The organism is Paenibacillus sp. Y930 (assembly GCF_056786375.1).
The window spans coordinates 252,778-274,243 of sequence record NZ_JBXCIX010000003.1; the positions used below are offsets into that span (position 1 = coordinate 252,778).

Sequence of the window (21,466 nt, forward strand, 5' to 3'; positions counted from 1 at the left end):
CGCAGTTCCTCCCTTCTATTGATCAGCAAGCTGTTTTGCTAATCGACCTATTTCTTTCATGAATTGACGATTGAATAATGGATTATCCTTTACATAAAGGTCTCCCTTGTTCGCGCGGGCTACTCCATCTTTCACATAAGGTAGTGCTGCCACAATATTAAATCCATTCTCTTTGAATACATTAAAATCATAGTCAATACCTTGTAAATTCATCATAATAACATTCGTTAGTTTGGCTGTACTTATGCCAACTGTTTTAGCAAAATCAAGCAATTTCACCATATTCACAATAGCTTCCATTCGCTCTGTTGCTGTAAGAAATCCAATATGGCAAAACTTCATTGCTCCTAAACAAAATTCTAGCGGCGGATTGTTCGGCACATCGATTAAGACGATGTCAAACATTTGTTTCAAGGAACTAATTGTTCTTTCGATATGGTCGAAATCAAAATCGAAATATTCCTCCATTAAATCCTGTGGACTAGGGGATAAGAGAAATAGTCGATCATATTTTGTTTTTTGAATTTCATCACGAATATCTATTTTGTCACTTTTCAACACTTTAATTAGTCCGTCACCTTTTTTGGGTGGCACTACATCGACATAATAATAGAGATTTGGATAAAAAACTTTAAGGTCAATAATGCAAGTGTTTAGACCTTTTTGAGCAAGCAAAAATGCTAAATTACTTATTAGCATCCCATTGTCAACACCATCACAAGCAGGGATGAAACTAATGACACTATAGATTAATGTACTATCTACTATTTCGATATCAATGAGATCTCTAGCTGTAACCTTTGTTAGTATATTTCCTAATCCTTCTTTTTTTCGATCCATGATTCTACCTCATTTTCTAAGGTTGGTAGCTGATCCAAAACTAACACACTACTTTTACGACTTAATATTGTAATAAGAAATGATTTATTCTCGTAGCCTAAGTACTGGGCAAAAGTATTAATCTGATCACTTGTTCCTTCCAGTAATAATGCTCTTGGCTTAATACTTGCTATAAATTCCTTACTTTTCATTACTTCCTGCATCTTACCTTCATTGAGCTTCTGTACTTCTTTATAAACCTCATATATTGAACGACTATCTGCATTCAACATATCTTTAATGACAATGCTATCAAATAGCACCTCAGTTTCCCTTACAGTAGTAGTCGAAGAATATTGCATATTAGGATTGTCGCCACTACTCTCCGTTTGCTCATAGTCATACGACACCCTAATACGAACTCTATCTCCCGGCACTAATATATCGCCACCTACCTCCAAAAAATTGTAAGGTAATGTTACGACTTCATTCTCTTCTTCTACTTCATACAACCACTCATTTTTAAGCGGTTTTACATCTGTTAATTGATCTTTATACACTAGATTATCTTTCCTCAAATAGTACTTTGTAAGTTGATCTAAAATACTATCTAACTCACTTGCTAATATCATATCCTCGGTATACTCTTTTTCAATTAAGTTATACGTCTCAATATTCTTCTTAGTAAGCGGCGTAAAGGCAGGTATACCATCATCACTCTTAACACGTATAACTTGAACGACATTTTGAGCTTCTTTACTGGCATTATCTAGATACAAATAGGAAGCAATAACAATAAATAGCGCAAATGCAAAAGCAGATATTTTCTTAAAAAGATTTCTGTTAGGTTTTGTATTCTTTAAGCTGCTCAAATCCATTTATTTCGTTCCCTCCATTAATCTAAGAAGTATGTTTCCATATGCTAATTCATGATCCCTACTAGTATAAATAATTGGTAAATCTGTTTCTATCTGTGAATCAAACTCATTCGAATACGGAACAAAACCTGCAACTTTAACGTCATATTGATAGTTATCTAACAACCCTGATGTTAATACTTTACTAACCTCCTCGGGATTAAATATTTCATTCTGGAAACGAGATCGATCATTATATTTCGTTACGATGACCTTTGATTTCGCATTCAAATATGCAATCGTATTAGTGTTTAACTTAGCATCCATATTTTTCAAAGTAGAAATTACAGAATGAATATTATTAGAGACACACAAACCAACCGTATCAATATGAATGAGCGCTTCTTGAAACTTCCCCATCACATCTATAGGCATATCTAATAAAATCAGATTGAATTTACTTCGTAATACAGTTAAGAGAGAAATTAATTTGGCAGAATGAAAATATTGATCGAATAGAAGTTTATCTTTAAAGGAGTATCCAAGTGAAGTTAACCATAATTCTTCCTTTAAATGATATGCCGTAGTCATATAGTCTTGCGGTCTAGCTAACGTACGAAATAATGAACCATTAATGATTTCATCTCTTTTAGTCTGCTCATGAAATCGATCAAAGTACATATTGGTCGTTCGATAATCAACATCGAGATCAATGATAATCGTAGATAAGCCACGTTTACTAGCTTCACTCGCTATATTCACTAATGAACTAGTTACTCCACTTCCTCTATGACCAGAAACTGCTATAATTCTACTCATCACTCGACTTATTTTTTCAAATTCTTTGTCTAGTAAATTTCTCGGTGCTTTTTCTTCTGTTTTTTTTGTTTTCCCCCGAAATCTTTCGAATAACGACAGTTTTTTCTCGGTAGTTAGCAGTGAATCAATAGTTTTTTCTGATTTTTTTTCATTTTCAGGTACTTTCACCGAATTCACACCGAGTTTATTAAAACTATTAAATATCTCAGTTATTCTAGTAATAGTTGGTCTCGTATATGGATGAAACTCAAATACTAAATTGCTATATTTCGTCGATATATCTGATATCTCTCTTTTTAATTGGATATTCCTACTGATTATGTGAACTAGGATTTCTTTCGTACTTTGAAGTTGATTCAATTTTTTCATTAATAATTCCAGCTGTTCGATATTTTGATAGTTATTGTTTGATAATCCCTCGTCAGTAATCAATATCACAGTATAGGTAGGGGGAATTTCATCAATAAAAGATACAATATCCAATAACATCAGTGGTCTCTGGTTACATGTTTTTTCTTTTATTTGTCCTTGAGAAAATAACACATCGATTTTTTTTCCGGTTACAAGTATGCTGCTCATAGAATCACCTTATTATATTTAATATAAAATCATACAAATTTTGTTAACTGTTATACTCATATTAATTCAAAACAAAGGGAATTACAACAAAATTTGGCTCTATATCCAGTCTAAATTGGGGTTTTTACTTTCCCTTTCAATTTACTGTAACTATCGTTGCAATATCATTCTTCCGATTAATGATTCAGGCAGTATTCTTAACAGCGAATGAATAACACCTCGAAGTAAACTACAAATATAAAATAATGGTTCCTATTACACCTAGCAAAACAAAAGGTCCCATTGGAATGCTATCTGTTAGTTTAATTTTTCTCAAAGCTAGTAAAATAATTGTTCCAAGTGCTGTGAACACGAATGAAAATAATATTGCATTTAATATATAGTAATTACCTACAAAAAAACCAATAATACCAAACATTTTCACATCGCCTGCTCCGACACCTTTGCGTAAAACTAACATAGCTATGAATAACATACCTCCACCTATTAGCATTCCCATTACTGGATAGATAATCAATATTTCCATCTGATCAGGATACTGAGTTAGCTCAATTATCATTATTACTAATCTGAATCCGAATAAGAATAGCAATAGTTTATTTGGTATTAGATGCTTTTGAACGTCGATCCAAGAAATATATATTAGTACGAAAATTAAAACTTCACTGTTTAGTATCGTTAGAAATGCTTTTCCACTTTTTATAAAGTCATAACTAAAAAAGATACTTACTCCACATAATAAAATTGTAGATAGAAGGAATATTACAATTTCTTTTCGATGAATAGAATAAATTATCGATGAGTATTTTTGCTGATCATAATATTTTTTGAATACGAATAGACCATAAGAGAATAATAAAGCTATCATCATATTAATAAAGTAAATCATTGTTTATCTCCTCCGCCAAGTTCAATAACCTTCATATACGTTGACATGTTCTATAAATGACTTCTCAAAAATGGTTAAACAAAAGCCTAAAAAGATCATTATTCATGACTTTTCAGGCTGCTCCATCTTACATTATATATTTTTGTTTTTTATAACTGAATAGGCGATTTCCCTTTAAATGGTTCTTTCCCTACTGTTAGCCAATAAATATTCATTCCAAGAACCTAGGAATTTCACACGGTAGCAATGTAATGAATAAAAATAAAACCCAGCTGCCGATGTAGATTGACAGCTGGGTTTTCACTTTTGAACTACCTCTATTGCTCCATAATATTATATTTTGCTTTCCAACCTAACAACCGCTTCGCCTTAGCACTCGATAGAAGCGTCGTTCTACCTTCAAGCGGTTCACGAATATCAGTTACACCTGGCAGGTAGCGCTTCACTAATTCCGCAGTTGGCTGATCTGAAGAGATGTCATCTGCAGCTAGATTCAAAGCAACTGCTCCGAGTCCATCGGTCTCGATCGCTAATTGACAAGCAGATGCTACATCTCTTGCATCAATATAGCTCCACAAAATGCGGAGGCGATCCTCTGGATGATCAAAGCGTGCCTTCACAGCCGCGTAACGCTCGGGTACTAAAATATTTCCTAGACGGAAGCTAACCACTTGCATTCCGCTACGACGATGAAATGTTTCTGCTGCTACTTCATTTACAATTTTCGATAATCCATAGCTATCCTCTGGCAACTGAGGATGCTGTTCATCCATCGGTAAATAGTTCGGCTCAAAAAATTCACTTGCAAAGCAAATACCATACGAGGACTCACTTGATGCAATAACAACTTTATCGATATTATAATTTGCTGCCGCTTCAAGAATATTGTATGTAGTCATCACATTATTGCGGTAGCACACCTCGTTCGGATGTGTATACGCTTGTGGGATTGCAGCAAAATGAACGATGCCAGCTACTTTTTCCCGATGTCCACCTGCATATTGTGAAAGAACATTATGAACCTGTCCCAAATCCGTTAGATCTGTAATAATTGTCCGGCAGATCTGCTCGTCGGGAGCTTTTATATCTAAATTAATAACTTCATAATTTTGTTCAACAAAATGCTTCAATATCCATTTTCCCGCTAAGCCACTGCCTCCAGTGACGATTACTCGCTGTTTACTCATGAAGTGCCTCCTCAATGTGATCTATCGTAGTTTTTTATATGAATATGTCATTCACAAGCTAGATAATCTATTACAAATTATTATGAACACGCGTTCATATCTTTATTATATCGACTTAACCATCAATTGTAAACCGTTTTCATTATCATCACTTACTGCCAATTTGAGACGTATAGCCCTTCACTTCGAAATGAATGCCAAATAAAGGGGATATGCCCATAGTCATTATAAAACTGACTACGGGCATATCCCCTAACTTATAAATGATTGTTATTAATGACGTACAAAATTACCTAACCGCTACGATTAAGGGTTCGTGGACCAAAGACCAGCATGCTTTAATAGAACACGCGGATGAAGCTTAAGCTGGGCAACCATTAAGTCTGCCAAATCTTCAGGCTGCATCACTTTTTCTGGATTGCCGTCTGTTAAATTCAATTCAACAGCCATGTCCGTTGCAACTGTACTTGGCGTTAATGTCGTCACACGAATATTTTTCTTACGTACTTCTAACATTAATGACTCACTTAACCCGATAACGGCTGCTTTGGAAGCTGTATATGCACTAGTAATTGGTGCGCCTCGTTGACCTGCTGTTGATGAAATATTAATAATATCGCCACTGTTGCGCTCGATCATTTCAGGCAATACAGCGCGTGTTGTGTAGTATACACCCTTTACATTCACATCAATAATATTAGTCCATTCTTCTGGCGTTAAATCCATAAAGCCCCCGAATTTTGAAATTCCCGCATTGTTTACTAATATATCAATTGCACCAAGCTCATCTCTGATCGACTGAACCGCTGAAGTTATTGAGTCCAAATCCGCAACATTTGCCGCAGCTATCGCTACCTTTACATCATATTGCTGAAGCTCCTGGGCTACTTGTTGTAAATTTTCCAGCGTACGCCCAACAAGACCTACGTGAACCCCCTCTTGTGCAAAAGCGATTGCTGTTGCCCGTCCAATACCTCGTCCTGCTCCTGTAATTAATGCTACTTTTCCTGTAATTGATTGCATATTGCACGCTCCTTTAGATGTGATATTGCTATTGTACACAAAATAGAGTGTAATAAACCAATTCATTTCAACAATTGCGTTAAATATGTATTACAGTCTTACTTTAGAATTGAATGTAATAAAAAAACCAGACGAAGCTAAACAAAACTTGTCTGGTTTCTACATAGTTACTTTTTCACTTTATTATTATATTTGCTAGCTTTATTCTTGTTATTATTTCTAGATTTTTGATTGCCATTTTTATTATCTTTTTGGTTGTCGCTACCCTTGCTCGCATTGTTACTATCTTGCTTGTTATCTTTGTTGTTATCTTTGTTGCTATCTTTGTTGCTATCTTTGTTGCTTTCTTCCGAACTCTCCGCGCTAATGAAGCTGCAACTTTTTATATGAGAGTAGAGGATTAGAAGAACTTCGTCCTTTAATACGATCGTAATATAATCATCGTAAACTTCAGTTAATACACCTTTGACGCTTTCAGGACCGCCACGGTTGATTTGAATTCGATTGTACTTCATCGATTGAAAGACATCTTTCATCGTTCCAGTTTTTACAAAGTTCAGTCGAGATACTGGCTTTATCACATCCTGTGAGGATTCATTCTTTACAAGTGTAATACTTTTGATATGATCAAGATAGTAATAAACGATTCCCTCATTTACAGTTAACAACACCAAGTAATCGTCCCCGACTGCTAATACAAGCCCTACTCTAGACTCTGGTCCACCTCTATCAAGCTGAACGTTCTTTCCTATTAGACTAGACATTTGATACTCTGCCATCCTATATACACCTCTTCATTAGTAATGATGAATCTATTGCATATATACGTGTACTGGAGTGATATTGATCTAATTAATCCGCCTTTCTTTAGAAAAAGCCGCTAGAATCTATATAAACTAATATAGCTAACAATAAAAAAAAGGAAACCTATATCTTCTAGCATTGTGTTTTTTGCACAATAAGAAGATTAGTTTTCCTTATTCATTATATTATAATAATTATCTTATGATGCCTAGTAACCATCCTGTATCACTTCGTTATCAAAGTCTGCTCTCCAGCAATATAGACCGATTTCATCGCCAGCTCCTTATCAAGCAGCAATAGATCCGCACGCTTACCTACTTCAAGACTACCATATTGCTCATCTATTCCGATCACACGAGCTGGATTGAGGCTTGCAATCCGACTAGCTTCCGCTATCGATACGCCAACCTCTTGTATAAGATATTGGAAGCCTTTAATCATCGTGAGCGTACTGCCTGCTAAGCTGCCGCCTTCCTTCAAGCGAGCAATACCGCCCTCTACGATAACAGGTAATATGCCAAGTAGATATTCACCATCAGGCATACCTGCTGCCGCCATTGCATCTGTAACAAGTACAACGTGATCGGCACCTTTAGCTTGTACTAATAGTTTAATAGCCGCTGGATGAACATGCTGTCCATCTGCAATAACTTCAGCTGTAATGCTTGTGTTCAGCATCACAGCTCCAACCGTACCCGGCTCTCTATGATGCAGCGCACGCATTGCATTGAATGTATGCACAGCATGCGTTAAGCCATGTCGGGCTGCATGCTCGATCTCTTCATATAATGCATCCGTATGACCACAAGCCGCAACAATCCCTTGTTCTTTCAGTGCAGCAATATATGGTATAGCCCCTTCTAGCTCAGGCGCTAATGTCTGCATCTTTACAATACCGGGATACTGCTCAGCCCACTGATTGAGCCACTCTAACTGTGGTGTGACCATAAAGTTCTCATTTTGCGCACCCTTCCATTGCGGATTAACAAATGGACCTTCAAGATGAACACCGATAAGCTGAGCATATGGCATTGGCTTACGCTGATACTCAGCAACCGTATCAATCACTTCCGTCAATTCATCACGCGACGCAGTAACCGTTGTCGCTAGCATCGTCGTTGTTCCGTGCTCCATATGAAAGCGAGTAATCGTATGAAGCTCCTCTTCCTTCGCAGTCATAAAGTCCCCGCTTGCACCGCCATGTACGTGAATATCAATAAAGCCAGCAACAGCATAACCACCGTCGCCATCAAGCACACGAGTAGCTACTTGATATGCTGGAGGCGTTGCATCCGCTGCTCCAACAGCGGCAATGCGACCTTCCTCCACGAGCACCCAGCTATTTTCATGTACAGTATGTGGCAATACAACATTCACATTTTTAATACAAACGCTGTTCATTATAGTAAACTCCCTGCAGCAGTATCCAATAGAACAACTAGATTAGGATGAGTTTGTAGCAATGAGGCCGGGCAATCTGTCGTAATCGGGCCCGTTAGCGCACGCTTAACAATTTTCGCCTTATCTTCACCTTTCACAACTAGTAGCAGCATTTTCGCTTTCAAAATCGTACCAACGCCCATCGTAATCGCTAAACTCGGTACTTCTTCCTCATCTGTAAAGAAACGCGCATTAGCAACCTTTGTCGCTTCAGCTAACTCAACAACATGCGTGTTACTTGATAAATTAGCTGCGGGCTCATTGAAGCCAATATGACCGTTATGCCCTAGACCAAGCAACTGAATATCGATGCTGCCAGCCGTCTCAATCGCTTGCTCATAACGACGACATTCCTCCTGTAAATCACTCGCTTGCCCTAATGGAATATTTGTACGTGTAGCGTCAATATCAACATAATTGAATAAGTTTTCGTTCATATAGTGGTTATAGCTTTGGTGATGAGTTGGAGCAACACCAACGTATTCGTCAAGGTTAAATGTCGTTACATCTTTGAAGCTGACTAGTCCACGCTGATGCGTTTCTACTAATTGCTTATAAATGCCAACTGGTGTACCGCCTGTCGCTAAGCCTAACACCGCCGCAGCCTTAGTTTGTACAACACTTGCAATAATAGCTGCCCCTACTTCGTTAATTTGCTCTTCTGTATTAAACGTTAAAATTTTCATTATTAATTTCCTCCTTTTTTGTCGGTAAATCGTTTTACGTTCTGATAAGAACGTTCTAATCGTGGTACATATATATCAAAATATTCACTAACAAGTCCAACAAAGAGTATATCAACGAGATGCAACTGGGCCATTCGCGAAGCCATATCTCCCCGACGCATGCCTGCCTCAGAGGATGAGATAAATAAGCTGATTTCAGCAATATCCGCTAATCTATTCGCATCATAATTCGTAATTGAAATTGTAGTCGCTCCTTGCTCAGCAGCACTAATGATCGCTTCGATTGTTTCAGATGTTTCTCCGGAATAAGAGAATCCAATCGCTACATCTCCACGACCGAGTGACGCTGCAGACGTTTGCTGCATATGTGGATCTGAAAACACAGCTGCCGCTTTACCAATTCGTATTAGCTTTTGATAGAAATCCTCGGCGACGACACCCGAGGTAGCTACACCATAAAGATCAATCCGCTTAGCATGATGCAAGGCAGCAATCGCCCCTCGCAGCTGTCCATAATCAAGCAGATTCGCTGTATCCGAAACCGATCGAACATTGTTAGCTGTAATTGCAGATACAATATGATCTAGCGACTGCCCTGCAACAATATCCTGATATGTACTAGTCATAGACTCCTCGGATAGCTCCATCGCCAGCTTAACCTTAAACTCTGTAAAATTTTCTGCATGAAACGAGCGACAAAATCTGGAAATTGTTGAAGTACTGCTTCCCGATAATTTTGCTAGCTCTGTAATTGACATTTGCACAGCTTCTCTTGGCTGCTCAAGCAAAAAACTAACAAGTTTTTTTTCCTTTGGTGACATCTGGTCGAACTGCTCCCTTAGTGCTTGCATTAAGCTCAAGGCAACTCCTCCTAAAACTTTTTTTTATCTACTTTGAAGTACGTCCTGCTAACAAAAAGTAGCATCGAAAGCATACGCTAAAACTTTTTGTCTTCTTTCTTTGTTACTTCTATACCAACAAAAAGTTGCTCCGTAAGCATAATGCTCAATTAACTTGTTGAATCCATGTAAAATAATCCAGCTGCTCCAAGCACACCTATTTCTTTACCAAGCTCAGTACGTCGTACTTCTACCTGCTTATACATTTCCGGCAGACAACGCTCGGCAATAATCTTCTTTGCTTCCTCATAAATAATATTGTCGCTGCTCATTACGCCGCCACCTAATATAATTTGCGAAACATTAAATAGATGAATCAACGTCACAATTCCATTGCCTAAGTAGAAGCCCGCAGTTTTCACGATGTCGAGTGCGTCATTATTACCTGCATTCGCAGCATCTAGTACATCTTTACTCGTCCAAGCGCTGTCCTTCGCTGGCAATCGCTCGTTAGCAATACGAGCAATCGCTGTACCAGAGCAATAATTTTCAAGACAACCAACATTACCACAGCCACATTTAGCACCGTTAAGATCAATCATAATATGACCAAACTCGCCTGCGCTATCAGTAACTCCTTGCACTAGCCGACCGTCACTAACAATGCCAGCTCCGATTCCTGTACTAACCGTAATATATATTAAATCTTTAACGCTCTTGTTCGTACCCCACACATATTCTGCAACAGCCGCCAAATTAGCATCATTACCTAGTATAACAGGTACATTAAAGCTTTTCTCAAGCTCAGAGCCTACGTCCTTATTACTCCATCCAAGATTTGCAGCATAGACAATGGTCTTGCGCTCTGAGTCAATTACACCAGCCGAGACAATGCCAATCCCTTTTAACTGACCATCCTGAGGAATATCACCAATCAATGAACGAACCGCCTCATGAATTTTTTCAATCGTATCATCTGCACCGTTTTCAGGCAACGTTCTGAATTCTATCTGATTCAAAATGCTTCCAGCTCTATTTACAAGAGCTACTAGAGTCTTCGTCCCGCCAATATCAATTCCGATCACATAATGGTTATGACTTTCAATTGATGCCATCAACTATTACACTCCCCTTTACGATCAGAAAATTGTTTTCATAATAATTATAGTAATTAAGGTAATTATTTTCAAGGTTTATATTACAATATGACATCCTTTATATTATAATGACTCCAAGATAGCATACTTTATCTACATTCATTTTTATAGGAGGACATAACAGATGACGACATCAAAGCAAGAAATTATTGTTTCGCAAAGCCCTACGCGGGAGCAGCTTGAGTCTATTTACGATATACTAGGTGATGTTTTTTCGGTAGGTCGTGCTTTTTTTCAAGAAAGAATGGATTTCGATTCGTCATACGATGCCGCTACGACTTGGTTTGCCACCGTTAATGGTACGGTTGCCTCAAGTGTACAAATTTTCCCGCTTCATATTCGTGTCGGAAACGCTAGTCTAAAGATTGGAGCGATGGGTAGCGTTGGCACAAACCCTAACTTTCGCGGCATGGGACTAGCCCACTTAATACTCAATGCTCAAACGGATTGGATGAAAAATGAAGATTATGATCTTACCCTGTTGCTCGCAAGCATTCATACCTTTTATGAAAAGGTTGGCTGGAAGCTAATTCCCGAAAAAGCGTATTCTATCACACGTCCAGCAATAGCTCCGAGCAATGCTAGCTTAGACATCATTCCATTTGATCCTGCTTACTTAGACGATTTGCGTGCTATCTACGAGCAATTTAATAATGAGCGCACCTATACCGTTATTCGTGATGAAGCGTATTGGGATGATCTAATTAAATGGCCGCTTTGGAAAAATAATGATTGCTTACTGATTCGTAAAGACAACCACATTGTTGCATATGGCATTCTGGAAAAGGCAAATAAAGATAGCCTTTTCATTCATGAATTTGCTTATCTACCAGAAGCTGAAGAAGATGTTGTAGATTTATTACTAGCATTATGCCAGCGAAGCCCTCAGGCACAGCAAATTTTCTCGATGCTTGCTGAAGATCATCGCATTACTGCTTATTTCAAGGAGCAGGCGGCAACGGAGCATATGATCGACATCGCTATGTGGAAAAAAATCAGCTTCGCTTCTACATTCAATAAGCTACAGCCTGAATTAGAAGCTAGACTTCAGCGTAATGAGCATACTGTGACGCAATCGCTTCATCTTGATCTATATAGCGCCGATGAGCATATTTATTTGGATTATGAGCAGCAAAAGCTAACCATTTCTCAAGTAAGCGCGCAGGACGCTACGTATATACCGTTTGTCGTCGATGAGATTCAATTAATATCTTATATTATTTGGGGTTATGAGGCAGCTAATGATGGAAATGAGGAAGTTATTGTTGGAGATGAAGCTTCTCGTATTTTACAAGCATTATTCCCTAAGCAAAATGCGACCTTCTATATATCCGATCGTTTCTAATCGTTGAGCAATATAATAAGCAGGGGGTGTTCCCGTATAGGAACACCCCCTGCTTATTGATGCGTTACTTGAGAAAGGCGTGTACGCAAGTGTACATGATTGCGTATACGCGAACCTACAATGTTTCTGCAAGAAACATACATCGGAAGCTTACGCTATACTTTCCAAGTTCGCTTCAGATGCGACGTCGAATATGCTACAGTAGCATATTCATCGTGATCATACCCAGCAATGTGTACGGTGCAAGTACACGAGCGGACATGCCCGAAACTTTCAATGAAGGTTCAAAATGCGGGCTTTCAGAACCGAGCAGGTGAAGCGTTACTTGAGAAAGGCGGAAGCGCAAATGTACGTGGTTGGTACATGCGAACCGTACTTTCCAAGTTCGTTTCAGATGCGACGTCGAATACACTACGAAACCAATCATCGTTATCAAAGCCCGCTTTTTGAACTACCTCTTGCCCATTGCCATTAATACTGCACCATACGCCGCATCCTTAATCGGCATCATTAGCTTCACTGACGGATAGCTTTGAGCCAGCTTTCGCGCTAATGCCTCACGTACAAAAGAAGACTTGTGCAGTACACTACCCGCAATCGCGATTGGACTATCGGTTAGCTTCAATCGTTCAATAACAGGAACGATCAGCTCATATAAGGAATTGGCACAGCGCTCGGCAAGTTCAAGCGCATACTGATCTCTCTGTTCACATGCAAGCGTCATAAGCGGTGCTAGCTTCGCAATATCCTTTTTCGTCGTTTGCTTATCATAGACAAAGCCGATAATTTCCTGCACCGTTCGCATCCCTAGCTGCTCATAGACAAGAGCTGGAATGATCGTTCCAGCTATTCTCCCATCCTCAGCCTGTACTAATGTAGATAGTAGATCACGCCCAATGCTATAACCACTGCCTTCATCATCAATGAGATGACCAAAGCCACCTGTCCGATGCCTTTCCCCCTGCTCATTTACACCAAAGCAAATAGAACCTGTGCCTGCAATAACAATAATTCCTTGCATCGCATTTTGCGCACCATATAATGCCGTTTCTTGATCACCAGTTATCGTTATCTGACCAGCATATCCATTATCACGTACATTATGCTCAAGAAAGCTTGTAACGATTGGATTACTGACACCAGCAGCGCCAATACAAATATGTGCAATATTTTCGAGCGAGCTACAGCAACCTTTTATTTGCTCGAACATCGCTACGAACGATGCTGTAATAGCTGCTCGATCACCACCATTAATATTAATCGCTCCCACAGTAAATGCTAATGCAATGTCACCGGCTTCATCCGCGATCGTCACAGCTGTTTTCGTACCGCCTCCATCAATCCCAACGACATATGCCATATTTCATTTCTCCTTATTATCCAATTGCTCTACAGCTGAATCGTTATTTGTGCAGTTGGCTGATGTTCACCACTTAATATAGGAATAATTGAACGGAAGGCATTAACCGAATATTCGAATGCTGCAATTCCAGTAAATGAACCATCAATTAACGATAAATCATATGGTCTGCCGAGTGTAATAGCTGTTACTTTACTGCCTGATGCGATCATTCGCTTCACGAGCTCCAGCTGCCCTTTATTTTCACGGCCGTTAAATAGCCCGATAACAATATGGTTATAGCGCTCGGCTTTACTTAGTACGGCCGCAATTTGCTCAACACTCGGATCAATATCAATAATTTCATAGGCGACATCAAAATGCTCTCCCAAATGCTGGGCGAAGCTATCATCCTTATTGACACTACTCGACGCCATATCACTGCGATACGAATAAGTACCAATCATCAATACTTGCTCATCTCCAGCTCGAACCTGCTCGATTTCACCTTTAACAACACTAATCGTTTCCGTGCGCATCAATTCATTGGCGCGGCGATGTACATCACAGCCTACAATAGTAAATTTTAGAGCCTCGACCTCGCAATACTGAGCTTTATAAGCTAATATTTTACTAACAGCTGCATCAATAACTGCTTCTTCCAGCTCATCTGCTGCTATAGCGGCTTCAATGAGATGAACAGCATCCTTCACAATTGAAGCAGAATGGCTAATAAAGATTAGATCAATCCCTGCTTTAATTGCACCTAACGCTCCTTGTGCTGTACCATAGTACCGTTTAATCGCATCCATCTCTAAGCAATCAGATACAACTAGCCCTTTAAAGCCCAGCTTTTCCTTCAATAACTCAGTAATAATCGTATACGACATCGTGCCAGGTAATCCAGACTTTTCAATTTGCGGGAACAAAATATGAGCACTCATAATCGCTTGTGCGCCTTGCTCAATCGCCGCTACAAATGGACGTAGCTCCAACAGCTCCAGCTCTTCAAGTGACTTATCAATGGTAGGGAGTCCGATATGGGAATCTACATTCGTATCGCCATGTCCTGGGAAATGCTTTAAGGATGACATTACGCCGCCGTCAAGCAGCCCTTTCATCATCGCAATTCCATATTGCTGTACAGTTTCTACACTATCACCATAGGAACGAACATTAATGACAGGATTGAGCGGATTATTATTAATATCCATAACAGGTGCAAGGTTAAAGTTAATGCCTAATGCCTTCAGCTCACGAGCCGTTATCTGACCTGCAGCATATGCATTTTCCGGTCTCCCAGATGAAGCAATCGCCATCGCACCAGCAACATTGGTCGCATCCTTCGGCATCCGTGTCACTCGTCCGCCTTCTTGGTCAATCGTAATAAAGCCAGGAATATCAGTATGTTTCGTGAATGATTGCTGTAATTGTGCTACAAGTTCACCTAGCTGAAATTTATTTTCAATATTATGTGAAAATAGAATGACATTCCCTACTTTATAGTGCTCAATTACTTCCTGCATCTCTTGTGACATTTCTGTCGATGGAAAGCCCGTAACAATCATTTGTCCGATTTTTTCACGTAAAGTCATCTGCTCGATTGTTTTCATCAGTTCTCACTCCATCCTCTATTTGTATAAATGGTATTGCTGCTTCATTTGCGCGAATTGTTTGCTTTCTTCGGCAAATTGCTCAAGCAGCTCCTGCACTTGAACATGCTCCCTACGATAGATGTTATCCCCACCGAGTAAATCTATAAATGGACGCGAGCCTTCCTTTACAGGCGGTAAAAATGAAAACTGCTCATATAAATCTCTAATCGTAAATAGCATCGTAACGCCAACATCAAGTGGCTTAATCGCCTCGATATCTGTAATGTAAATTTGTACACCACCGCATAGCTCGCCTGAATGCTTGGATGCACTAGGCTTAAAATGTACAGGGCGGAAGCGAACCCCTGCGAGACCTTTTGCGTTCAACTCATCTGCTAATTGCTGATCTCTAATATATGGAGCACCGATCATCTCAAATGGAAATGTCGTACCACGGCCCTCCGAGCAATTCGTACCTTCAAATAAACAAGTTCCTACATATAATAACGCCGTTTCGTAGCGAGGCATCCCTAAGGAAGGATGAACCCATGTTAAGCCTGTTTGTGGGAAGGACATGCTACGTTCCCAGCCTTCCAGACGAACAACATGCAACGTAGCGTTCCAGTTCATTTGATCATTAGCCAGCGTCGCTACTTCACCTGCAGTTAAACCATAGCGAACAGCTAGCTCATAATTACCGACAAACGATTTGAAGCCAGGCTGCAAAATATTGCCTTCAACGGTTGTACCATTCAACGGATTAACACGATCGAGTACAACAAATGGTATACCTGCCTTCGCACAATCCTCTAGCGCATACAGCATCGTATAAATAAATGTATAATAGCGCACGCCAACATCTTGAATATCATAGACGATAATGTCTACTTCCTCTAGCATTTCAGCTGTTAAGCGCTTAGAGTCTTTACGATATAAGCTATAAACAGGAACCCCTGTAAAGGGATCAATATACGTATCAACTAAAGCACCTGCATCGAGATCACCTCTTACACCATGCTCTGGAGAAAACATAGCAGCAAGCTGAAAGTTTTCATGTAAAATCGTAATCGTCGATTCAAAATCCCTTGTAAGCCCTGTTGGTGCAGTAATTAGCCCTACACGCTTACCTTCAAATAAATGACGATAATTCAAAATAGAATCTATTCCATTTAACACCATAATTCGCTGCCTCCTTAAACTTTTCATAGCTTCCAATTAGGCTTCTCGTTATGAAAAGGTATAAAATGAGGGAATATCTCTTATATGAATACAAGAAACACTCCCTCTAATAGATATCATTGTGCGAACAGCTACCAAAGACTAGTCTGTCTAACCTTCATCGTTTCTGGAGCTACCATAAACGCTTCGGCATACGTTTTTCTCGCTTCACAGCCACGTACAACCGCTAATGCTTTATAGTAATCCATATACTTAAATGATTTGCTATTCGTTACGAACCAGTGCTTGCTAAGCGCATCAATCCATAGATCATATGCCGCTTGATCAAAATCCACATAAACGTAAGGGACGTACTCTACAGCATCCTCCCAGTTTTCGGAGTAATACAATCTTGCTGCGAAATGTGCAGCATACTCTCGTTCAAAAGTCGGCAAGCTTGCGAAAAATCGTGCATCATTGACGATATGATGTGTAAGTGCATGATCCTTGTGCATACTATTTTTCCAATGTGTAATAATAATGTTCGGCTTTACGCGACGTATAACATCACAAACCTCCATACGAATTTGCTGAGTATCAGGAACCTCGCCATCGCAATAATCAAATACTACCGCTTCCCCGCCAAGCATGGTCGCAAATTGCTCAGCTTCCTGAAACTTTTGCCCGCGATATTCCTTCATATCCTGTCCAGCTGGAACACCACGTTCACCAGCAGTTAAAGCTAACGTTACGATATGATCTCCTTTTAAGCTATGACTAGCAAGTACGCCGCCTGACGCAAGCTCGACATCACCGACATGTGCTCCAATTGCTAAAATCGTTAGTTTCTCACTCATGTTTAAGCTCCTTCCGCAGTATAGAAAATTCCTTTTCTACAGTAAAACCTGCTTTTTGATAAATTCGAATGGCGGGATTATTGCTTCCCGTAAACAATGAAATATAATGACAGTCTGCATGCTGAAAAGCTTTAACCATATGGAAAAAAAGTATACTACCTAGACCACATCCCTCATGCTCTGGATGAATGCCAATCCCACTGAAAAATGCTCGACCATTATCCTCACGGATAATAGGCCCTGCGAATCCAACGCATTCGGTTCCTTGAACAGCTATTACGATCGGGACATCCTGCTTCGCATAATATATAACGTCTTTTTCCCATTGAGGGTTTTGCAATTCACTCAATAAAAGCTCCAAGTTAGTATGAACAGAAGGGTTAAATAATGTAATATGATACCCTAACCCTATTGCCTTTTTTTCTTTTTCTACAATATCCTCAGGAATAGTGAAGTTACCGAGTGGTAAATACATCCCACATTGCGTTGCTCGATCGACATAACCTCGTGCTAGTAAGCGATCATATAACGGATTATCCTTACTTATACCAGGTGCATTGTTATGCTCGTGACTTGGGTTACTAGGAATATTCCATTTGAGCTTCACTGGATTGAAAAATAAAACCTCACTTTGTTTCTTCCCCAGCGCGATAAATCTTTCCTCTAAGCATTCTAGTAAAGCTTCATAATGCTTCGCTTCAGCTATATCACTATCAACGATAACCATAGTAATATAGCCGGCAACATCACCAAGTGGAAGGTCATCTCCACTACATCCTGCTGCAAAGCCGACTATATTCTCACCATAACAACCTACCCACATACAGTCTTCATCGTAATAGTTATGATCGATAAAGACTTCACGAAACGTAAGCTCGGTAAATCGCTTATAGTTATATTTCGTTGCTTCTTTATTCCAAAGCTCTACTACCGCAGAGCTATCTTCTTCAATAAAAGGTCTTATTTGCATGTTGCTAGCCTCCTGTCGTTGGGCGATGATGCGGCAAAGAAATCTTCCCCATAACAACAGGTGCTGATGCCCCCGTTACTTGTGGAATATTATTCGCTAACCCTTCCATCGTGTAATAAGCAAGTAAAGCAAAGGCAATCGCTTCCTTAGCATCACTGTTTCCACCGATATCTTCCTGCGTTAGTACTTCCACCTGATACGGTGCAAACAATTGTTTTAAATTACGTAGTAACGTGCTATTATAGCTACCACCGCCGCCAATAAGTAGTTGCTGAGCACGATGCTTCGGAGCAATATAGCGCTCATAGCTATCAGCGATACTCCATGCCGTCAAGTATGTAGCTGTCGCAATAACATCAGCCGATTTCCAGTCATTAGCCTTCATCATTGCTAATATTTTCGCAACATATTGCTTGCCGAATCGTTCTCTACCTGTTGATTTCGGTAGCACCTGCGTATAATACTCATCCTCTTTGAGCCAGCACAGCAGCTCATCAATAACCGTACCTTGAGCAGCAATTTCCCCACCTACATCCATTGTCATCGGTTCGAATAACTCTGATATAATCCCATCAATAATCATATTGCCTGGACCTGTATCAAAGGCAAACACATCACTGGGTAATGCATTTGCTGGTAAAACCGTTATATTGCCGATCCCACCAATATTTTGTAAAAGCAATGTTTGCGCTTCATTCGTATACAATAAATACTCCGTAAAAGGTACTAATGGAGCCCCCTGTCCTCCCATTGCCATATCTGCAACGCGGAAGTCGGTTACGGTAGCGATGGCTGTACGATTTGCAATAACAGCACCATCACCAATTTGTACAGTGCAGTGCAAGTTGTATCCATCCACCCAATGCGCCTCTGGTGCGTGATATATCGTTTGACCATGGGAGCCTATTGCAGCAATTTGCGAAGGCTGAAGCCCACTTTGCTTAATAACAGATAATGCGGCATCAGCATATAATTCTCCAAGCCACATATCCATCGCACCTACTTTATCAATGGTAGCGTTTGCTTGATGAAACAGCTCAAATATTTGATTTCTAACGCTTTCAGGAAATGGGGTGTTTTCAAAGGCTAGTAAACGAACGGCTATTGCTCGGTCTCCCTCATCGGCTGGAGCCACTTCGATTACCGCTGCATCAATACCGTCTACCGATGTACCAGACATTAGGCCAACTACGTATTTCACATCTGCTTTTGATTGATTGTCCATTAGCCTTTCACCGCTCCAACTGTTACCCCTTCAAGGAAGTATTTTTGCAAGCTGAAGAATAGAATAAACATTGGAACTGCTGAAATCGTTGCACCTGCCATCATTGGCGCGAAGTATGTTGTATTCGCAAAGCGGAAATTTTTCAAGCCGACCTGAATCGTTTGCATATCCATCGTTTGAGTTACTAGGAATGGCCAGAAGAAATCATTCCAAGCTGCCATAAACGTAAGGATTGCCAAAACAGCCATAACTGTTTTGGATAGTGGAAGGATGATGTAGTAGAAAATCTTTGGTTGAGAACATCCTTCGATTTTAGCTGCCTCGATAACTTCCTTAGGAATAGAGGACATAAACTGTTTAACTAAGAAAATATTGTATACCGTTACGATACTCGGCATAATTAATGCTTCATACGTATTTTGTAATTCGAAAACATTAACGATCAAAATATATAGTGGTACTTGCGTTACTTGTCCAGGAATCATCATAGATCCTAGTAAAATTGCGAATAGAACGTTTCTACCTTTAAATTTCATTTTTGCAAAGGCATAACCAGCCAATGTAGCGAACAAAACGTTCGAAATAGTTATACAAGCTGCTACAATTAGTGAATTTAACAACCAATCATAGGTATGATCATTAAAATTAAAAAAGAATTTATACGATTCAAACGATATTTTGCCCGGGAAAATGGAGTAACTCATCGCACCAGCTTCTATTGGATCACCAAAGGATGAAATAACCATAAAATAAATAGGGAAAATGGTTGCAAGCGCAAACAGGCCTAGAAACGTAATAATAAGACCATTACGTAAAAATAACTGCCATTTGCTTCTAAAGTTGCTGTTGAATAAAGCCATCTATTTCACCCCTTTTCCTAGTATTCGATGTCTTTGCCTAAGTACTTAAATTGAATGAATGAAATAATTCCAATAATTGCTGCAAGCATTAGAGATTGTGCTGCTGCCTCACCAAATTCGAAATATGTGAACGCGTTGTTAAATATTAACAATCCTACCATTGTCGTTGCATGGTCTGGTCCACCGCCTGTCATTAGATAAGCGTTTTGGAACACTTGGAAAGATCCAATCATACCTGTAACTAGTAAGAAGAGCGTTGTTGGCTTAAGGAAAGGAATGACGATAAACCATAGCTTTTGCAAGAAGTTTGCACCGTCAATCTCAGCTGCTTCATAATAACTGTTGTCTATACCAAGTAGTGCAGCTAGGTAAATAATAATGGCTGTACCGTGACTAGATAACCACGACATTATTACAAGTGATAACATTGCTGTTGCACTGGAACCAAGCCAGTTCTGATTCTCTAGACCAAAAAACATAACAATTTGATTGGCAATACCTGATTTCATAGGATCAAAAATCCAAAGCCATACTACTGCAAGTGCTACGCCTGATGCTACTGCCGGCAAATAATAAATCGCTTTAAATATAGTTTGTGTTCTTTTCTTGAATGGAAGAATTAATACTGCTATTGCAAATGACAAAAAGATATTTAATGGAACGGTTAATAATGTGTAAATCCCTGTGTTTTTAAGTGCCTTCCAAAAAAGTCCATCTATTAAGGACTCTTTGAAATTCTCTAAGCCTACATAAGTGGACCCGAGTGGTTTGTAATCCTGCAAACTAATAATGAACGCATTGATGACTGGATATGCGGTAAACAAAGCAAATGCAATAAGTGCTACTGCGATAAAAGCATATCCCCATCCTGAATCACTTTCGACTTTCAATTTCTTTCTTCTCGGTAATGTTTGATTCATTAGGTCGCACCTCTCTTCTTAGATCAATAACACTTCTTCGTATTTATAATAAGAGCTGTACATGCTTTGACGTACAGCTCTTATTACTAGCATCCTAA

Annotated in this window: 20 protein-coding genes; 1 reads left to right on the forward strand and 19 read right to left on the reverse strand. The window is 39.5% G+C overall.

What is annotated here, in order from left to right; translation table 11 throughout:
* Positions 1-15: 15 nt before the first annotated feature.
* The 11 genes from AC1TO5_RS10155 to AC1TO5_RS10205 all read right to left on the reverse strand — a co-directional run bounded on the left by AC1TO5_RS10155 (position 16) and on the right by AC1TO5_RS10205 (position 11,057).
* Positions 16-840, reverse strand: coding sequence for a CpaE/TadZ family protein (locus AC1TO5_RS10155; RefSeq protein ID WP_482062695.1), 825 nt, complete (start codon positions 838-840; stop codon positions 16-18).
* On the reverse strand, positions 816-1,697 hold the full coding sequence (locus AC1TO5_RS10160; protein ID WP_482062696.1) for a CpaB family protein: 882 nt from the start codon (positions 1,695-1,697) through the stop codon (positions 816-818). The genes AC1TO5_RS10155 and AC1TO5_RS10160 overlap by 25 nt, the downstream gene beginning before the upstream one ends.
* On the reverse strand, positions 1,698-3,074 hold the full coding sequence (locus tag AC1TO5_RS10165; RefSeq protein ID WP_482062697.1) for a nucleotide-binding protein: 1,377 nt from the start codon (positions 3,072-3,074) through the stop codon (positions 1,698-1,700).
* Positions 3,075-3,303: 229 nt separating this feature from the next.
* A complete protein-coding gene (locus AC1TO5_RS10170; RefSeq protein ID WP_482062698.1) occupies positions 3,304-3,963 on the reverse strand; it encodes a prepilin peptidase in 660 nt (219 codons plus the stop codon).
* 317 nt (positions 3,964-4,280) lie between these two features.
* Positions 4,281-5,150, reverse strand: a complete 870-nt coding sequence (locus AC1TO5_RS10175; RefSeq protein ID WP_482062699.1) for an NAD-dependent epimerase/dehydratase family protein — start codon at positions 5,148-5,150, stop codon at positions 4,281-4,283.
* Between the two features lie 306 nt (positions 5,151-5,456).
* The gene (locus tag AC1TO5_RS10180; protein ID WP_482062700.1) at positions 5,457-6,173 is read right to left on the reverse strand and encodes a 3-ketoacyl-ACP reductase; all 717 of its coding nucleotides are present in this window, start codon (positions 6,171-6,173) and stop codon (positions 5,457-5,459) included.
* 167 nt (positions 6,174-6,340) lie between these two features.
* On the reverse strand, positions 6,341-6,952 hold the full coding sequence (locus tag AC1TO5_RS10185) for a hypothetical protein (protein WP_482062701.1): 612 nt from the start codon (positions 6,950-6,952) through the stop codon (positions 6,341-6,343).
* A 250-nt stretch (positions 6,953-7,202) separates the two neighbouring features.
* A complete protein-coding gene (gene nagA, locus AC1TO5_RS10190) occupies positions 7,203-8,378 on the reverse strand; it encodes an N-acetylglucosamine-6-phosphate deacetylase (protein WP_482062702.1) in 1,176 nt (391 codons plus the stop codon).
* Complete coding sequence (nagB, locus tag AC1TO5_RS10195; RefSeq protein WP_482062703.1) at positions 8,378-9,103, reverse strand: glucosamine-6-phosphate deaminase; 726 nt, start codon at positions 9,101-9,103, stop codon at positions 8,378-8,380. Before nagB ends, nagA begins: the two co-directional genes overlap by 1 nt.
* Before the next feature lie 2 nt (positions 9,104-9,105).
* Positions 9,106-9,954 (reverse strand): MurR/RpiR family transcriptional regulator, encoded by an 849-nt coding sequence (locus tag AC1TO5_RS10200; protein WP_482063105.1) that lies wholly within the window; start codon positions 9,952-9,954, stop codon positions 9,106-9,108.
* Between the two features lie 158 nt (positions 9,955-10,112).
* The gene (locus AC1TO5_RS10205) at positions 10,113-11,057 is read right to left on the reverse strand and encodes an ROK family protein (RefSeq protein ID WP_482062704.1); all 945 of its coding nucleotides are present in this window, start codon (positions 11,055-11,057) and stop codon (positions 10,113-10,115) included.
* A 166-nt stretch (positions 11,058-11,223) separates the two neighbouring features.
* Between AC1TO5_RS10205 and AC1TO5_RS10210 the strand changes: the two genes are divergently transcribed.
* Entirely contained in the window at positions 11,224-12,444 is a 1,221-nt protein-coding gene (locus tag AC1TO5_RS10210; RefSeq protein ID WP_482062705.1) for a GNAT family N-acetyltransferase, read from the forward strand.
* Between the two features lie 451 nt (positions 12,445-12,895).
* Here the strand turns inward: AC1TO5_RS10210 and AC1TO5_RS10215 are convergent, their stop codons facing one another.
* The 8 genes from AC1TO5_RS10215 to AC1TO5_RS10250 form a co-directional block, all read right to left on the reverse strand.
* On the reverse strand, positions 12,896-13,804 hold the full coding sequence (locus AC1TO5_RS10215; protein ID WP_482062706.1) for an N-acetylglucosamine kinase: 909 nt from the start codon (positions 13,802-13,804) through the stop codon (positions 12,896-12,898).
* 29 nt (positions 13,805-13,833) lie between these two features.
* Complete coding sequence (locus tag AC1TO5_RS10220; RefSeq protein ID WP_482062707.1) at positions 13,834-15,396, reverse strand: glycoside hydrolase family 3 protein; 1,563 nt, start codon at positions 15,394-15,396, stop codon at positions 13,834-13,836.
* 18 nt (positions 15,397-15,414) lie between these two features.
* Positions 15,415-16,557 (reverse strand): exo-beta-N-acetylmuramidase NamZ family protein, encoded by a 1,143-nt coding sequence (locus tag AC1TO5_RS10225; RefSeq protein WP_482062708.1) that lies wholly within the window; start codon positions 16,555-16,557, stop codon positions 15,415-15,417.
* 131 nt (positions 16,558-16,688) lie between these two features.
* Positions 16,689-17,393, reverse strand: coding sequence for a PIG-L deacetylase family protein (locus AC1TO5_RS10230; protein WP_482062709.1), 705 nt, complete (start codon positions 17,391-17,393; stop codon positions 16,689-16,691).
* Complete coding sequence (locus AC1TO5_RS10235; protein ID WP_482062710.1) at positions 17,386-18,363, reverse strand: GNAT family N-acetyltransferase; 978 nt, start codon at positions 18,361-18,363, stop codon at positions 17,386-17,388. Before AC1TO5_RS10235 ends, AC1TO5_RS10230 begins: the two co-directional genes overlap by 8 nt.
* Positions 18,364-18,367: 4 nt before the next feature.
* Entirely contained in the window at positions 18,368-19,588 is a 1,221-nt protein-coding gene (locus AC1TO5_RS10240; protein WP_482062711.1) for an anhydro-N-acetylmuramic acid kinase, read from the reverse strand.
* Complete coding sequence (locus tag AC1TO5_RS10245) at positions 19,588-20,448, reverse strand: carbohydrate ABC transporter permease (RefSeq protein WP_482062712.1); 861 nt, start codon at positions 20,446-20,448, stop codon at positions 19,588-19,590. Before AC1TO5_RS10245 ends, AC1TO5_RS10240 begins: the two co-directional genes overlap by 1 nt.
* Positions 20,449-20,465: 17 nt before the next feature.
* Positions 20,466-21,368, reverse strand: a complete 903-nt coding sequence (locus AC1TO5_RS10250; protein WP_482062713.1) for a carbohydrate ABC transporter permease — start codon at positions 21,366-21,368, stop codon at positions 20,466-20,468.
* Between the last annotated feature and the right edge of the window lie 98 nt (positions 21,369-21,466).

What these genes read in the sequence shown, in the direction of transcription:
- AC1TO5_RS10155 (WP_482062695.1), bottom strand. Translation starts at nt 840, where the DNA reads ATGGATCGAAAAAAAGAAGGATTAGGAAATATACTAACAAAGGTTACA.
- AC1TO5_RS10160 (WP_482062696.1), bottom strand. Translation starts at nt 1,697, where the DNA reads ATGGATTTGAGCAGCTTAAAGAATACAAAACCTAACAGAAATCTTTTT.
- AC1TO5_RS10165 (WP_482062697.1), bottom strand. Translation starts at nt 3,074, where the DNA reads ATGAGCAGCATACTTGTAACCGGAAAAAAAATCGATGTGTTATTTTCT.
- AC1TO5_RS10170 (WP_482062698.1), bottom strand. Translation starts at nt 3,963, where the DNA reads ATGATTTACTTTATTAATATGATGATAGCTTTATTATTCTCTTATGGT.
- AC1TO5_RS10175 (WP_482062699.1), bottom strand. Translation starts at nt 5,150, where the DNA reads ATGAGTAAACAGCGAGTAATCGTCACTGGAGGCAGTGGCTTAGCGGGA.
- AC1TO5_RS10180 (WP_482062700.1), bottom strand. Translation starts at nt 6,173, where the DNA reads ATGCAATCAATTACAGGAAAAGTAGCATTAATTACAGGAGCAGGACGA.
- AC1TO5_RS10185 (WP_482062701.1), bottom strand. Translation starts at nt 6,952, where the DNA reads ATGGCAGAGTATCAAATGTCTAGTCTAATAGGAAAGAACGTTCAGCTT.
- nagA (WP_482062702.1), bottom strand. Translation starts at nt 8,378, where the DNA reads ATGAACAGCGTTTGTATTAAAAATGTGAATGTTGTATTGCCACATACT.
- nagB (WP_482062703.1), bottom strand. Translation starts at nt 9,103, where the DNA reads ATGAAAATTTTAACGTTTAATACAGAAGAGCAAATTAACGAAGTAGGG.
- AC1TO5_RS10200 (WP_482063105.1), bottom strand. Translation starts at nt 9,954, where the DNA reads ATGCAAGCACTAAGGGAGCAGTTCGACCAGATGTCACCAAAGGAAAAA.
- AC1TO5_RS10205 (WP_482062704.1), bottom strand. Translation starts at nt 11,057, where the DNA reads ATGGCATCAATTGAAAGTCATAACCATTATGTGATCGGAATTGATATT.
- AC1TO5_RS10210 (WP_482062705.1), top strand. Translation starts at nt 11,224, where the DNA reads ATGACGACATCAAAGCAAGAAATTATTGTTTCGCAAAGCCCTACGCGG.
- AC1TO5_RS10215 (WP_482062706.1), bottom strand. Translation starts at nt 13,804, where the DNA reads ATGGCATATGTCGTTGGGATTGATGGAGGCGGTACGAAAACAGCTGTG.
- AC1TO5_RS10220 (WP_482062707.1), bottom strand. Translation starts at nt 15,396, where the DNA reads ATGAAAACAATCGAGCAGATGACTTTACGTGAAAAAATCGGACAAATG.
- AC1TO5_RS10225 (WP_482062708.1), bottom strand. Translation starts at nt 16,557, where the DNA reads ATGGTGTTAAATGGAATAGATTCTATTTTGAATTATCGTCATTTATTT.
- AC1TO5_RS10230 (WP_482062709.1), bottom strand. Translation starts at nt 17,393, where the DNA reads ATGAGTGAGAAACTAACGATTTTAGCAATTGGAGCACATGTCGGTGAT.
- AC1TO5_RS10235 (WP_482062710.1), bottom strand. Translation starts at nt 18,363, where the DNA reads ATGCAAATAAGACCTTTTATTGAAGAAGATAGCTCTGCGGTAGTAGAG.
- AC1TO5_RS10240 (WP_482062711.1), bottom strand. Translation starts at nt 19,588, where the DNA reads ATGGACAATCAATCAAAAGCAGATGTGAAATACGTAGTTGGCCTAATG.
- AC1TO5_RS10245 (WP_482062712.1), bottom strand. Translation starts at nt 20,448, where the DNA reads ATGGCTTTATTCAACAGCAACTTTAGAAGCAAATGGCAGTTATTTTTA.
- AC1TO5_RS10250 (WP_482062713.1), bottom strand. Translation starts at nt 21,368, where the DNA reads ATGAATCAAACATTACCGAGAAGAAAGAAATTGAAAGTCGAAAGTGAT.